At 66.2% G+C, this 13,172-nt stretch carries 20 protein-coding genes and 1 pseudogene; 2 read left to right on the forward strand and 19 right to left on the reverse strand.

Features of this window, described 5'->3' with window-relative positions; genetic code table 11:
• Positions 1 to 28: 28 nt before the first annotated feature.
• The 7 genes from ACQCX5_RS07415 to merA all read right to left on the reverse strand — a co-directional run bounded on the left by ACQCX5_RS07415 (position 29) and on the right by merA (position 4,898).
• Positions 29 to 235, reverse strand: a complete 207-nt coding sequence (locus ACQCX5_RS07415) for a FitA-like ribbon-helix-helix domain-containing protein (RefSeq protein WP_434541394.1) — start codon at positions 233 to 235, stop codon at positions 29 to 31.
• Positions 232 to 813: a DUF1697 domain-containing protein gene (locus ACQCX5_RS07420; RefSeq protein ID WP_434541395.1), complete on the reverse strand. Its 582-nt coding sequence runs from the start codon at positions 811 to 813 to the stop codon at positions 232 to 234. Before ACQCX5_RS07420 ends, ACQCX5_RS07415 begins: the two co-directional genes overlap by 4 nt.
• A gap of 8 nt (positions 814 to 821) precedes the next feature.
• Entirely contained in the window at positions 822 to 1,250 is a 429-nt protein-coding gene (locus tag ACQCX5_RS07425) for a hypothetical protein (RefSeq protein ID WP_434541396.1), read from the reverse strand.
• Between the two features lie 209 nt (positions 1,251 to 1,459).
• On the reverse strand, positions 1,460 to 1,915 hold the full coding sequence (locus tag ACQCX5_RS07430; protein ID WP_434541397.1) for a RidA family protein: 456 nt from the start codon (positions 1,913 to 1,915) through the stop codon (positions 1,460 to 1,462).
• A 338-nt stretch (positions 1,916 to 2,253) separates the two neighbouring features.
• Positions 2,254 to 2,658 (reverse strand): hypothetical protein, encoded by a 405-nt coding sequence (locus ACQCX5_RS07435; protein ID WP_434541398.1) that lies wholly within the window; start codon positions 2,656 to 2,658, stop codon positions 2,254 to 2,256.
• Between the two features lie 142 nt (positions 2,659 to 2,800).
• Positions 2,801 to 3,229 carry a hypothetical protein gene (locus ACQCX5_RS07440; RefSeq protein WP_434541399.1) on the reverse strand — a complete coding sequence of 143 codons (429 nt, stop codon included), beginning with the start codon at positions 3,227 to 3,229 and terminating at the stop codon, positions 2,801 to 2,803.
• Between the two features lie 208 nt (positions 3,230 to 3,437).
• Positions 3,438 to 4,898 (reverse strand): mercury(II) reductase, encoded by a 1,461-nt coding sequence (gene merA, locus ACQCX5_RS07445; RefSeq protein ID WP_434541400.1) that lies wholly within the window; start codon positions 4,896 to 4,898, stop codon positions 3,438 to 3,440.
• A gap of 81 nt (positions 4,899 to 4,979) precedes the next feature.
• Here merA and ACQCX5_RS07450 point away from each other — a divergent pair, with 81 nt between their 5' ends.
• A complete protein-coding gene (locus ACQCX5_RS07450; protein ID WP_434541401.1) occupies positions 4,980 to 5,369 on the forward strand; it encodes a heavy metal-responsive transcriptional regulator in 390 nt (129 codons plus the stop codon).
• Positions 5,370 to 5,403: 34 nt separating this feature from the next.
• Here ACQCX5_RS07450 and ACQCX5_RS07455 read toward each other — a convergent pair whose 3' ends face one another.
• Both ACQCX5_RS07455 and ACQCX5_RS07460 read right to left on the reverse strand, forming a co-directional pair.
• Positions 5,404 to 5,544: a hypothetical protein gene (locus tag ACQCX5_RS07455; RefSeq protein WP_434541907.1), complete on the reverse strand. Its 141-nt coding sequence runs from the start codon at positions 5,542 to 5,544 to the stop codon at positions 5,404 to 5,406.
• 163 nt (positions 5,545 to 5,707) lie between these two features.
• Positions 5,708 to 5,962 (reverse strand): annotated as a pseudogene (locus ACQCX5_RS07460) (TetR/AcrR family transcriptional regulator); the annotation flags it as partial.
• On the opposite strand from ACQCX5_RS07460, the gene ACQCX5_RS07465 reads away from it, so the two are divergent.
• On the forward strand, positions 5,961 to 6,620 hold the full coding sequence (locus ACQCX5_RS07465; RefSeq protein ID WP_434541402.1) for a methyltransferase family protein: 660 nt from the start codon (positions 5,961 to 5,963) through the stop codon (positions 6,618 to 6,620). The pseudogene ACQCX5_RS07460 and the gene ACQCX5_RS07465 sit on opposite strands and share 2 nt — an antisense overlap.
• 881 nt (positions 6,621 to 7,501) lie before the next feature.
• Here ACQCX5_RS07465 and ACQCX5_RS07470 read toward each other — a convergent pair.
• The 10 genes from ACQCX5_RS07470 to vapB form a co-directional block, all read right to left on the reverse strand.
• Positions 7,502 to 7,960: a GNAT family N-acetyltransferase gene (locus tag ACQCX5_RS07470; protein ID WP_434541403.1), complete on the reverse strand. Its 459-nt coding sequence runs from the start codon at positions 7,958 to 7,960 to the stop codon at positions 7,502 to 7,504.
• A 173-nt stretch (positions 7,961 to 8,133) separates the two neighbouring features.
• Positions 8,134 to 8,637, reverse strand: a complete 504-nt coding sequence (locus tag ACQCX5_RS07475; protein ID WP_434541404.1) for a DNA-3-methyladenine glycosylase I — start codon at positions 8,635 to 8,637, stop codon at positions 8,134 to 8,136.
• A gap of 176 nt (positions 8,638 to 8,813) precedes the next feature.
• On the reverse strand, positions 8,814 to 9,485 hold the full coding sequence (locus tag ACQCX5_RS07480; protein ID WP_434541405.1) for an alpha-ketoglutarate-dependent dioxygenase AlkB family protein: 672 nt from the start codon (positions 9,483 to 9,485) through the stop codon (positions 8,814 to 8,816).
• Positions 9,482 to 9,700: a hypothetical protein gene (locus ACQCX5_RS07485; RefSeq protein WP_434541406.1), complete on the reverse strand. Its 219-nt coding sequence runs from the start codon at positions 9,698 to 9,700 to the stop codon at positions 9,482 to 9,484. Before ACQCX5_RS07485 ends, ACQCX5_RS07480 begins: the two co-directional genes overlap by 4 nt.
• A complete protein-coding gene (locus tag ACQCX5_RS07490; protein ID WP_434541407.1) occupies positions 9,697 to 9,969 on the reverse strand; it encodes an Ada metal-binding domain-containing protein in 273 nt (90 codons plus the stop codon). The genes ACQCX5_RS07485 and ACQCX5_RS07490 overlap by 4 nt, the downstream gene beginning before the upstream one ends.
• A 7-nt stretch (positions 9,970 to 9,976) precedes the next feature.
• Positions 9,977 to 10,702 (reverse strand): 2OG-Fe(II) oxygenase, encoded by a 726-nt coding sequence (locus tag ACQCX5_RS07495; protein ID WP_434541408.1) that lies wholly within the window; start codon positions 10,700 to 10,702, stop codon positions 9,977 to 9,979.
• A gap of 243 nt (positions 10,703 to 10,945) precedes the next feature.
• The gene (locus ACQCX5_RS07500) at positions 10,946 to 11,482 is read right to left on the reverse strand and encodes a methylated-DNA--[protein]-cysteine S-methyltransferase (protein WP_434541409.1); all 537 of its coding nucleotides are present in this window, start codon (positions 11,480 to 11,482) and stop codon (positions 10,946 to 10,948) included.
• Positions 11,483 to 11,531: 49 nt separating this feature from the next.
• A complete protein-coding gene (locus tag ACQCX5_RS07505) occupies positions 11,532 to 12,401 on the reverse strand; it encodes a hypothetical protein (RefSeq protein ID WP_434541410.1) in 870 nt (289 codons plus the stop codon).
• A gap of 75 nt (positions 12,402 to 12,476) precedes the next feature.
• Complete coding sequence (locus ACQCX5_RS07510; RefSeq protein WP_434541411.1) at positions 12,477 to 12,896, reverse strand: PIN domain nuclease; 420 nt, start codon at positions 12,894 to 12,896, stop codon at positions 12,477 to 12,479.
• The gene (gene vapB / locus ACQCX5_RS07515; RefSeq protein ID WP_434541412.1) at positions 12,887 to 13,111 is read right to left on the reverse strand and encodes a type II toxin-antitoxin system VapB family antitoxin; all 225 of its coding nucleotides are present in this window, start codon (positions 13,109 to 13,111) and stop codon (positions 12,887 to 12,889) included. The genes ACQCX5_RS07510 and vapB overlap by 10 nt, the downstream gene beginning before the upstream one ends.
• Positions 13,112 to 13,172: the final 61 nt, after the last annotated feature.

Consider the following 13,172-nt stretch of genomic DNA (forward strand, 5'->3'; position numbering starts at 1 on the left):
AGGGGCGACACGGGCACGCCTGGGTCAATTATTCCACGGGCAGCAGTTTCTCGTACCGAGCGGAGTCGGCACGCTCAGGGACCGGCAACTCGTCGACCCCACCCACCGACTGCGCGGCCTGCAACAGGGCCAGCCCGATGTTCGGACGCGTCGCGGCCCTGGTCAGGATCTCCCGGACCTCGGCCTCCATGGAACGGCCATGCAGCTTCGCCTGTGCGGCGAGCTTGGCCTTCACGGACTCATCGAGCCCGCGGACGACGATGGACGCTCGGCCTCGAGCTTCTTCACAATCCGCTGCACCGTCAGCCACGTGCGGGTGGTGATGTCCTTGCCATAGGTCTGGTCGAGCCAGCGCATGAAATCAGGGGTCTGGCCCGGCTCGCTGTTGTCGATGACGGCAAGGAACGCCCGCGCCGCCTTGTCGAAGCCGACCACGCGCACCAGCGGATCAGGGTCGTCGGGCAGTTCGGTCGGCGGCGCGGCGCCGTCCTTGAGGAACGTCACGACGAGGTAGCTGCCGCGACCGTGGGTCAGCCCGGGGAACGGGTCGCTGTCGAGCAGCGACCGCAACTCCCCCAGCGAACGGACGATCGTGCCACCACCAATGCCCAGGTCTTCGACGAGCGCGGCCTGGATGGTGCGTTCGAGGGCCGGCACATCTGCCTCGTCCGACTCGAAGGTGATGTTGCCGCTGGCCAGCACCGAGGCGACCCGCGCGTAACCCAGCCGCTCGAAGACGCTGCGCAGGCGGGCATTGGAGTTGTTGGGCAGCGACGGGGCGATGCCGCGCAGCAGGGCGGCGTAACGGGTCATGACAACGCTCACCCCTCAGGGTCGGATGGTGTGATGATCAGGCCTTCGTGGGTCACGGTGGCCCCGAGCACGTGGTCATGCTCGTCGCGGAAAATGACGTCCACATCACCCAGTCCGGTCCATCGATGCAACGGATCAGGGTTCGGGTCTTCGGGAAAGAACCCGCCGAGGTCTTCGATGGCGCGGGTGATGGCGCGGTCATAGGCGAATCGACGCTTCACGGCATTCGGCCGTGGCCGGGCATAGCCGTTCCCTGCCCCGACGCCTACCGTCCTGCTCGAGTCGGTTCCGAGGTGGTCGAGCAGCGGGTGCCCCTCATCCCCGTCGTTGAAGACGAACTCGATGTGCGCCGTCCGGGGACGCAACGACTGCAGCCATGCGAGCTGTGCCTCGTGTGAAGGGACCTCCTCGCGATCGTGATCGGTCTTCCACCCCATGGGGCAGCACACTACTGTGTCGTGCCACTCCGAGAGGCTACGCTGCCCGGACGAGCATTGGCGGGACGCCCTGTGGTTCATGACGTCATCAAAGCCGCCGTGCTGCGCGCACGACCGGTACCGAAGCGGACCACGGACGCGAGCGATGCCTCGTTCGGCGTGCTCGTGCGGATGGTCGACCTGGGCGCCGACCTGCAGGCGGTGGATTCCTACGGGAACTCCGCGCTGCATCGCGCGGTGCTCGACGCCGTCCAGGTCCTGCCCTCGCGCGATCCCGGGTAGGCCACAGCACGAATCTCGATCAGTTGCTGTGGCCCACCCGGCAGGCTCGCCACACCGATCAGGGTTGCAGCCGGACGATGATCGCCCAGGTATTGCTTGACCAGCGGGTTGTACTGGGCGTGGTGCGCCTGGGGGTCGACCATGTAGATCTGCAGCTCGGCGATGTTCGTCCTGGTCACGCCGAATCCCGTCAGCACGCGGTCGAGGTTCTCGAGCGTCTGCCTGGTCTGTGCCTCGATGTCGCCGGCACCGACGAAGGCTCCCTGCATGTCGTGCGACATCTGCCCCGAGATGTAGATGGTGCCGTTGACGCAGTAGCCGGCGCTCAGACCGGCGGCTTCCTCCTGCGGGACGCCGTGGCTGTAGGTGGTGATGGTGGCCATGTCGTTGCTCCTGTGTTGTCGCTGGTTGAGTTCATTCTTCACCAGGACTCAGGTGCTGGCGGGGTGATGGGCCTCCCCCAATGGGCACGACGCTCCCCCTCGAGAGCACGCCGCTCCCCATGGACGCACCACGCTCCCCTTGCGCCCGGTCCGACGGGGAGCGTCGCCACCGCAAAGGGAGCGGCATGCACCCCAGGGGGAGCGCGGTGCATGCGGACGGCCGCGGGACAACACCTGCCGCGCCACCGCTCGTCCAACAACGCGCTCGTCCAACGCGGCTCGTCCAACAACGCAGCCGAACCCGCGTGCACCGAAGTTCACCAGGCGCGTTCTCGACGTCAACGCTTTGGTCGCACTTCGCGGAGCAGCGGCAGGATTCCGGCCGCAACGACCAGCACGGCGCTGAAGACTCCGCTGCCCAGCAGGATCCAGCCCGCCAGGGATGCGTCGCCCTCGTCCTGCACGTGAATTGCGACGCCCGCCTTGCCCGGGATCTTCCAGCCGATCGCGTGCTCGGGGCGCAGCAGGGCGACCAGCCCCCATCCGATGAGCATGAACCACACGGCGCACGACGCCACGCGGATGATCAGCGTCAGCGTCACCGCAGACCGCGGAAGGAACACCAACGCCGCAGCACTCGAGCCCACCAGCGTCACGGCACTGCAGGCCACGAACACGCCCCACACGCCCCAGGACAGGTGCATGGCGCACCCGCCGAGCGCCAACAACGCCACGGCAGCCATGATCGCCCATGATTTGGCACCAAGACGCAACTGAACACCTTCCCCCTGCTGGGACGCACCCAGTGTGACTGATGGCATCGAGAGGTCACCAACGTGCATCCACGTCAACTGGGCATCTCAGCCCGGCACCCCATCGCGGCGCTCAGGGGTGATGGAGCACATCCCCAACCTCCGCACGCAGCGCTTGTGCGGCAGAGCAGGGCAACCAACGAACGCCATAGACCAAGCCTTGATGCTCGAGTCGACCGCACTCGATCTCTGGGACAAGCGCCCAGCGCATGCCGTAGTCCTCCTCCAACGATGACCGGGTCCCGTCGAGCCAGACAATGCGCAAATACACGCTCCACCTGGTGGACTTGCCGAAGCCAGGAGACCAGAAGGCCTCTCGACGCGTGAACAAGTGGCCGTGCAACTGTCCGTCCCTGAACAATTCCGCGACACCATCATCGAACACCGACAGTGTCGGATCCTGAAGCTCGACGGCCGGCAGGGGCGCCTCCTTGCTGTCCCACCACCGATCCAGGCGCGCCTGGACCCAGGAGGCCAGGCTTCGACGACGAGCGCTGCTCATGGTGTGAGCGTAGCGAACGGCAGGGACTCACTCACCCAGGTCGCCGCTCAGCCCGGCATGACGCCCAGGATCTTGACCAGCTCCACCAGTCGCGGGTCCAAACCCGAGCGCAGGGCAGTGACTCTTGCTCAAGTTCATGCGACGAATCTATGCCTCGGCAGCGACGAGTTGTCGAGCCGCAGGCCACGCCACCCACCACGAGTTCGTGTCAGGCGCAGCAGGACAGCAGCTCCGCCTTCGTGGTGAACGTCCTGGCGACGATCCGGATGCCCTCGGCCATGGTCAGGTACGGAGCCCAGGCGTCCGCCACCTCCGCGATGGTCTTGCCGATGAGGTGAACGCCAGTCGCAGCCAGTTCGCCGGCGTCCTTGGCGACGGAGCTCAACCCCAGGATCTCGTTCGTGTCCGCATTCACGACCATCTTGATGAAGCCGCGGGTGTCGCGGTTCACCACGGCCCGAGGCAGGTGGTGCAGCGCCAGCACGCGGCAGTCGCAGCGGATACCCGCGGCGACGACCTCTTGCTCTGTCATCCCGACCGCGCCGACCGCTGGACTCGTGAATGTCACCCTCGGCAGGCGTGTGTAGTCCACCGATCGGTCCGCCGCGGCGAAGGCGTTCTCTGCGACCAGGGTGCCGTGGTTCGCGGCGACGTAGACGTACTCCGGGTGCCCGGTCACGTCCCCGGCAGCCCAGATCCGTGGGTTGGAGCTCTGCATCCGGTCGGAAACGACGACCTCACCGAGTTCGCCGGTCGCCACCCCCACGGTGTTGAGGCCGAGCCCCTCGGTGACGGCGCGTCGTCCGAGTGCGACCAGGACGTGGTCAGCCCGGAACTGCTGCTCGCTGCCCGCGACATCGGCCGTCACGACGACCTGGCCGGTGGACCCTTCGCGCACCATCCGGACCGGCACAGCGCGTCGCACCACCCGGATGCCCTCGTCGGCCAAAGCGCCCTCAAGCACCTGCGACACCTCCGGCTCTTCCTTCGATGCCAGGCGCGAACGTGCCAGCACCGTGACGGACGATCCGAGCCGGGCGAACAGCTGGGCTTGCTCGAGCGCCACGGGGCCACCACCGAGCACCAGCAATGACGTCGGCACCTCGTCGAGTTCCATCGCCGTCGTCGACGTCACGTACCCGGCCTCGTCCAGGCCCTCAATCAGTGGGGCCCACGGCCGGGAACCCGTGGCAACCAGGTAGTGATCGGCCTCGATGACCTCGACGCTGCCGTCGGCTGCAGTCACCGTGAGCAATGGCTCGTCCGGCGTGCCGACGAACGCAGCATCACCTTGGCGCACCGCCCAGCCGTAGGAGTTGGCCACGTCGATGTACTTCTCGCCGCGCAGCGACTCGACCAACCCCTGCTTGCCGGCGACCAGCGCGGCCATGTCGACGGGCCCCGCGGCGGTGGCAATCCCCGGGAAGCGCGACGCGTCGTCGGCAATGTGGCGTGCCTCAGCCGCCGCGATGAGTGCCTTGGACGGGACACAACCCGTGTTCACGCAGGTGCCTCCGAGGGTGCCACGCTCGATCATCACCACAGATTTGCCCAGCGTCGTCGCGTGGATCGCCGCCGCGAAGGCCGCACCTCCGGACCCGATCACGGCGAGCTGGTAGCGCTGGGGGCTCGGCCCAGCTGTGAATCGTTCATCCGCTGTAGTCGTCATGCGACCAGTGTGAACCTTCCAGTACACTGGAAGGTCAAGTGCTGTGATCAGAAACGCTGCGATCAGGGAATCAGGGGAATCATGAGAATCGGTCAGCTCGCGGCCATCACCGGGGTCACCTCGAAGACCCTCCGGTTCTACGAGGCCGAGGGGCTCCTGCCCCCGACCCAGCGCACGGTGTCCGGGTACCGCGACTACACCAATGAGTCCACGCACAGGATCGACTTCATCCGTCGCGGTCAGGCAGCGGGCCTCACGTTGGCCCAGATCCGCCAGATCCTCACGATGCGGGACGACGGACGGGCCCCGTGCGAGCATGTCATCCAGCTTCTCGACCAGCGTCTGACCGAGATCGACAGGCAGATCGCCGACCTGCACGCGCTCCGGCGCTCGATAGCCGACCTGCGGTCAGCGGCGGACGACGTGGACCCGAACAGCTGTGGGGCCGAGGACGTCTGCCTCTACCTCTGACGCCTGCAGGTTGCCCCGAACTGACGACACCGGGTCACAGCTGGATCGACCTGTCCTCAACGACGGCATCGAGGTAGGCCGTCGCCGCCCTCAAGACCTCGATCCCCAGCGCCTCGTGCGGCACCTGCCCCAGCAGACGGTGCGTGAGGGACTCGACCAGGGCGACCAGAGTCACAGCCGTCCCCAAAGCGTCGGGCCACCCGTGCTCGGCCTCGAGCAGGGCTGCCACTGCCTTGCATAGAGACTGCTGGGCGTTGATGAAGCACTCCTCCAGTTCGGGTGTGCGCGGCGAGCGGCCCGGCGCTCTCTTGCAGGTGTCGCTGGGCCAACTCGAGCAACAAGGCGTCCTTGTTCGGGAAGTACTGGTACAGGGAGCCGATCGAGACACCGGCCCGGGCGGCGAAGCGGTCGGTGGTCGCCGAAGTCCCCTCGTCGGCGAAAACGTGAGCAGCCGCTGTCAGGATCCGTTGCACAGTCTCTCGTGAACGCCGCTGACGAGGCATCTTGCGCGGGCCGAAGGTCTTGGAACCCGGCATCGCCACCTCCCCGAATGCGAGTACAAAACGCGAGTAATCCCTCATATTCTTACGCATGGAATCACATCTGGTCGGATGGCGCACGTTCGCCGTACTTGGCCTCGCGCTCTACGCCGTGGGACTGCTGCTCGCGTTCGGTGCGCGTGCGTGGTGGCACTTCAGGCGAACCGGCGACTGGGGCATCCGTCGGGTCAGTTCCACGGAACCATTCCTCGGCAGGCTGGGCGCGGGGTTGTTCGGTGCCTCGTTGGCTATGTGTGCGCTCGGGCTCATCATCGGCGCAGTCGTCCCCGCATGGCGACTCCCCATACCCAACTACTGGGCCTGGGTGGGACTGGCCGCGTGCGTTGCCGGACTGCTCGCAGTCGTCGCCTCACAGCTCGCCATGGGCACCTCGTGGCGGGTGGGGGTCGACCCGCAGGAGCGTACCGAGCTGGTCACGGACGGCCCCTTCGCCTGGGTGCGCAACCCCATCTTCACAGCCATTGGCGCCACTCTGGTCGGGTTGGCACTCATGGTGCCCAACTGGGTCGTCCTCCTCGCCCTGGTGCTGTTCGTGGTGGGCGTCCAACTCCAGGTCCGGTTGGTCGAGGAGCCCCACCTGATCACCGCCCATGGTGACGCCTATCTGTATTACGCCCGCCGCACCGGCCGCTTCGTCCCCGGCCTCGGGCGCCTGGTCGGGACCCGCCCAGGCGAATCGACGCTGGGTTGAGCGCCTTCTCGGCGTTCACGCCATGATCGGCCCGGCCATCATGGAATTGTTCCGGCATCGAACCGGGCAGAAGGGCTTGCCACATGAGTGATTCCAGCTCGCGCGAGGCACGGGCGCGAAGCTTCACCAGCAGGAGCGAGTTTCACCGGCCGAGGGTCCGGCACAGCTTGTTCCTCGTGCTCGTGGGCCTGCCGCTTGTCGCGTGGGGGATGTACGTGGTCATCAATGACGTCCATGGACGCACGTTGACACCCTTGCAGGCATGACGACACCCGTGGACGGGTGTCGACGTGCGCCGATGGGTGTCGACGTGCACCTCCAGGTGGGTTGGCGCTCCCGCAGTGGGCACGACGCTCCCCCTCGAGAGCACGCCGCTCCCCTTGGACGCACCACGCTCCCCTTGCGGCCGGCCTCACAGGGAGCGTCGTCACCTCAAAAGGAGCGGCATGCACCCCGGGGGGAGCGTAAGAGCGGGCTCCCGCCAGCGGGACCCAACTCGACGTTGAAGTCAGTGCCCGACCCCGCCTTCGCCATTCCGACCCGAAGGGCCATGTACTCGCCACTCAGATTGAGACGGGCGTCCAGAGCCGATCGATGGGCATCACGTGCAGACGATCCCCGCGTCCGGGATCGATCTGCCTCGTCCGTGGTGTCGAAGGCGGACCCTCACCGTCTGCGTGACGCCGACCCACTCGCGGCCGACGAGGGTGCGCGCACCGGTTCCACGAGCTATCGGCTGACCGCCGAGGGGCGCGATGGGGAAATTGTGGGCCTCCCTGCCCGATCTGGTGGCATCGAGAGGTCACCATCTGTACCACCTGGGGCTCGGGTTCTGCAGAAAGTTGCCTCTCGATCACCGGGTGGCGCTTGTGCCACGGAGCTCAAGGATGGCTCAGCAGCACGCCCACACCGCCGCTGAATTTGATGCCGGCGAAGGTCGCCGCGCGCTCGACCTCAAGGAACCCCAGCTCCAGGTGCAGGTCAATCGACGCAAGGTTCCCGGCGTTGATCACGCTGAAGATCGGTTCGTCCTGCGTCGTCCTCGGGGTGTCGCGAACCAGCTCACCCAGCAGCCGCGCACCGATACCGCGCCGACGCGCGGCTGGGACGACAGTCAGCCCGGCAACCAGCCACTCCAGCTCCGCACCCGGACGAATCCGCACCTTCTGGATGCCGCACCAGCCGACGGGTGCCCCATCCTGCTCTGCGATCAACAACACCTCCAGCCGAGCGATGAGACGACGGGCACTGACGAGATGCTCGTGGGCGGTTCCACCTCGTACGGCCATGATGGTCGCGAGAGCATCTGCGTCCGTGGGCAGGGCGTTGCGCGTCGCCACGGAGGCATCGGGCCCCGATGAGCGGGCGGCCGGCGCATAGTCGGCGAAGGCACGTGGTCCGGCCGTCATGCGATCTGCGGGGGCGTGATCGCGGCCCCGTCCAGGATCTCGTCAATGCGTCGCGGAGGCACACCGATCTCCACCGCGAGCTTGTTCTGGCCGGGACATGGGCCTCATGCTATCCAGACACCGGAGGAGCCGCGGCGGTGGGACCCGAGCAGATGGGTATCGATGATCCCGATCGCTTCCATCAGCGCGTACATCGTCGTGGGGCCGACGAACGCGAATCCTGCCTTGCGCAGCGCCTTGGACAGGGCGAGCGATTCCGGCGACGTCGTGGGGATCTCCGCGAAGGTGCGCGGGGCCGGTGTCTTCGCAGGCTGGAAGGACCAGACGAAGTCGACTATTCCACCTCTGTCTCGCAGACGAATGGTAGCTTTCGCATTCGTGATCGCGGCATGGATCTTCGCCTTGTTCCGCACGATCCCTGTGTCGGTCATGAGCCGCGCGATATCGGCCTCTCCATAGGCGGCGACGCGTTCGGGATCGAAACCGTCGAACGCGACGCGGAACGCGGGCCGCTTGCGCAGGATCGTCGCCCACGACAGGCCGGCCTGGAAGGCTTCGAGGCTGATGCGCTCGTCATTCCCGACTCGTCGGTCACGGGCATTCCCCACTCGGTGTCGTAGTAGTCGCGCAGCATCGGGTCGACGCTCGCCCATGCCGGGCGGGCCAGGCCCTCGTCACCGACGACGACGCCAGGGTCCCCGGGCGTACCGGCGGGCGCTGCGGTGGCGGGTGTGCTCACACTGTTTCTCTCGCTCGTTCGGATCTGATCTGGGAAGACGACCGCTCAGCCGTCGAGGCCGGTAACCCGCACCGTGATGTTGATCCGCCCGGTCTGCAGCCCGCAGCCGTCCGGTGCGGTGCCCGGGTAGACCTTCGGGATGCCGTGGTAGGCGAGCCGGGAGGGGCCGCCGAACACGAACAGATCGCCGGAGGCGAGCTCGATGTCCTTGTAGGGCTTGTTGCGAGACTCAGTGTTGCCGAACCGGAACCTGCAGGTGTCCCCGATCGACAGCGACACCACCGGGGCCAAGGATCGTTCGTCCTTGTCCTGGTGCATGCCCATCCGCGCCGCATCGTCGTAATAGTTCACCAGTGCGGTATCCGGTGTGTAGCCATCGCCTGCGTGCGGGTTGCCGGTCGCTGCGACGAGTGCCTTGCGGCCGAGACGCACCATCCAGTCGGGGAAGTCGAGCACCCGATTGCCGTTCACGTCGACGGCCTCGCGGGTGTACTCATAGGGGTGCCAGTGCCAGCCCAGGCATACGGTGCGCACGCTCATCTCGTGCCCACGCACCTTCGCCGCCCGGATGGGCACCGGGCCGTTAGTCCACTCGTGGAAGCGGGCGACGATCCACCGCTGCTGCTCGAGCGTGAGCCAGCCCGGCACGTAGTACGCCCCCTCGGGCAGCTCCGGGGTGGGCCAGTCGATCATGTCGTCTCCGAACAGGGTGCTCACAGCATGATCCTCTCGATCTCGGCGGGATGCAGGGGCTCGATGTCGCCATCCCGGATCGAACGCGAGGTGTCGTCGCGTCCGTGACCGATCGCAATGTTCTGCGCCCCTAGTCGGATCCCCAGCTCTATCAGCGCGTTGACCTCAGCATCGGCCGCGGGCTGCACTTCCGTGTTGCGCACAGTCGGGGGCATGGACAGGCGCGGACCACGACTCATCGGATCTCCTCTCGGGCCCGCTTCCACGCGGCGTACTTCCCCGGCAGGCAGACACCGCAGGGCCGGAACCCCGCGGCGACGGCCGTTGCCTCGTCGGCGAAGAACACCCGGTTCTTCACGTAGCCGCCCTTCGCGATGGCGCGCAGCGCCGCCGGGCAGTCCAAGCAGCCATAGATGCGTCCACCACGGTGCCCGCCGACGGTTCCCGGAATCGAGCTCTGGTAGGGCTTCCGGTCCGCGTCAAGGAGCGTGTAGGTCTTGTCGCCCATCGCACCCTCACGCGGCATCGTGGAAAACCAGCGCGAGCGTGAACCGCTCACCCGAGCGGATCGCCGATACGCCGTGCCTTACTGGGGCCGCCGACCAGCCCCGCTTGGACTCCACCGGTCGATCCCGCGTGGTGAACACGTAACCGTGACCCTGTGGCAGCAGGAATGCGGTACCCCTGGACTGCGCCCTGGGGCGCTGCTCCAGCAGCAGGAACTCGCCGCCGGTGTGATCCACGCCCGGGTTGTTGAGGTTGATGACCACCTGCAACGGGAAGACCAGGTCGCCGTAGAGATCACGGTGCAGCGCGTTCCAGTCCTTTGCGCCGTACTTCAGCAGGATCGCGGTCGACTTGTCCTGCCCGGCCCGATGGCACTTCTCCAACCACTCGTCCAGGGTGTCCGGCCAGATTGCCTCACGGCCGAGTTTGCCCCACCAGTCGCGGGCGATCGGCAGCAGACGCGGGTAGAGGGCCTGCTTCAGTCGCTCGATCGGCTCCGGGTAGGGGGCGTGGAAGTACTTGTACTGCCCCTCCCCGAATCGCACCCGACCCATGTTGACCGTCTGCCGGAACATCTCGCCGGAGTCGTAGAGGCCTCGGATCTCCTCGGCCTCTTCGGGGGTGAGCAGCTGTGGCAGCAGCGCTCCGCCATAGTCGTTGACCTCTTCGGTGATGGATTCCCAGTCGCCGGAATCCACGCGCTGCGCGTACACGTCGCGGCTTGCTGAGGCCATGTTCTTCCTCCTTGTACATCTGAGTGTGGCCGTAACCGATGTGTGGCAGATGGCCTTGCGGCGAGCGAGGCCAGGAACGTCTCGGAACAGGCATCGTCTGCGTCCACGCCGGGTCCGGGCACAGAACGAACGGCAGACCCGCAGCACGGTCTCCCCGTGCCGCTTGACGACCTGCTCATATGGGCGCTTCACCTTCATCACAAGGTAGACGCGCCAGTCCGACGAAACGTGAGATCCGAGTTGCTAGAACAATCGCGACCTGGACTTCTCGGCCGGTTCCTCCAGCTCCAGCAGGAATCGCTTGCGCTCAAGCCCTCCCGCGTATCCGGTCAGGGAGCCATCCGCGCCCACCACGCGATGGCAGGGGATGATGACGCAGACCGGGTTGCGACCCACGGCCTGTCCAACCCGCTGCGCGAGACGTCGATCCCCCAAGCGTTCCGCCAACGCGCCGTAGCTCGTGGTCTGCCCGTAGGGAATCTCCTGCAGCATCGCCCACACCTTCTCGGAGAACGCATCACCTCGCGCGCGCACCGGCACGTCGAATGACTGTCGATCTCCGTCGAGGAATGCGTCCAGCTCGTCCTTCGTCCGGGCGAGCACTTCGTCAGTCACGGCCTCGACACGGATGCCGAAGCCAGACTCGTTTGGCAGGTGCCAGTGACCTGGAAAGTACAACCCAGTCAACGCGTCGCCGTCAGAGACGAGGGTCACCTCGCCCAACGCTGTCTTCACACGTGCATGTCGCGGATTCGCCATGTTCTGCACCTTCCTGTTCATGATGAAGACGTCTGAATCCCCTCGGACGTGAGAGAAGCATCTGCATCAATCAGCCATTCACCAGCGCCACTCGTGGTGCGCGGATGCGCGGGAGTATCTCGACGGCGATGATCACCACAGCGCAGATGATGCCCATGCCGAGCACGCTCCAACCAATCCACACAGCGTCGGCCTCATCTTTCACGTGCATGCCCCTGCCGCCCCTGCCCGGAAATCTCCAACCGATCGTGTACTCGGGGTAAAGCAGTAGGACCAACCCCCACCCGATGAGCATGAACCACACGGCGCACGACGCCACTTGCATGATCAGCGTTCCCGTCACCGCAGACCGCGGGAGGAGCATCAACGCCGGTGCTGTCGAGCCCACCAACGTCAGGGCGCTACAGGCCACGAACACGCCCCACGCACCCCAGGACAGATACATCGCGCATCCGCCGGCCACCAGCCCGGCCGCGGCAGCGATGACTGCCCAGTGTTTCCTCGCAAGACGCGACCGCATCTGCCTCAACCGCTTGGAGACCATCCGTCTATCGCCGTTCACCACACATACCAACTCCTGTTGAGCAACCGAAATACCCTTCAGCCAACTACGTGACGCCAGTCGAGCACCAGGCCGACAAGCCCTGGGAAGCGGGCGTTCACGTTGGAGTGCGAACCCCATTCGACCACGTCCCACACACGCCGGGCAGTCTGCACGGCGAGGATACCTGCGTCGCGGGGAACCGCCACCGGCGCTCGGGCCCCTGGGGCATGGACTTGCGGCCCTATCTCCCCACGCGGCACCGGCGAGGCGAACGTCATAGGTCACCAAGGCCTCGACATCGAAACGAATCGTGTCGTTGATCCGCCCCGGCGGCACACCGATCGACACCGCCAGCTTGTTCTGCGTGATCCCGAAGCCCTCGATGAAGTCCTCCATGAGGTTCTCCCCTTGGTGGATCGGCTCGAGCAGGTCGCCCTCATCTCTGGCCGTCGCGGCGCCAGCCGCGGCGAGTCAGCCGAGTGCGAGCGTCTCGACAGCCTGGCCAGTGATCTCGGCGATCAGGTCGAAGTCCTTGTCAACAGCCAGGACCGTCAGCCCGACCTTCTCCGCGGTCGCCGCAATGAGCAGATCCGGGATGGACGGAGCGCGGTGCTGGCCACGATCCGCGAGCAGCATCTGCACCTCGAAGGCGCGATCCTCCATGGCGGGCGTGAGGTGATCGATCGGCATGAGCGACAAGGGTGGCATCTCAAACGCCTCGCGACCGACGGCACCCGAGCGGACGGAGAAACCCAGTTCGAGCCGCGTCACCGCCGAAAGGTGCAACAACCCCCGCTCGATGCGCGCGTTCCACTCGGGCATGTTCTGCGCCTGTCCGGCCTGCATCCGCACATAGGCCGACTTGTCGACGAGCCAACTCGTCACCGCCACGCGTCGTCCATCACACCAGGGTCAGCGAGGTCGCCGAACACCTCCGCCGACCGACGCCAGTCGTCCGCTGTGACCGTCGTCGCTACCGGAGCCGAGGCGTCCTGCTCCAGACGGCGACGCAGGAACTCATTGCGCGAGAGCCCCAGCGCAGCCGCCTCCGCGTCGATGCGTGCGACGGCCGCCTCACTCAATCCACGGATCAGCACGTTCGTCATCGAGACCACCTCCATTCACAGATATCATGATATCATGATATCATGATATCAGTCGCCTCGT

Origin of the sequence: Aestuariimicrobium sp. G57 (assembly GCF_050110855.1) — a bacterium.
Taxonomy (GTDB): Bacteria; Actinomycetota; Actinomycetes; order Propionibacteriales; family Propionibacteriaceae; genus Aestuariimicrobium.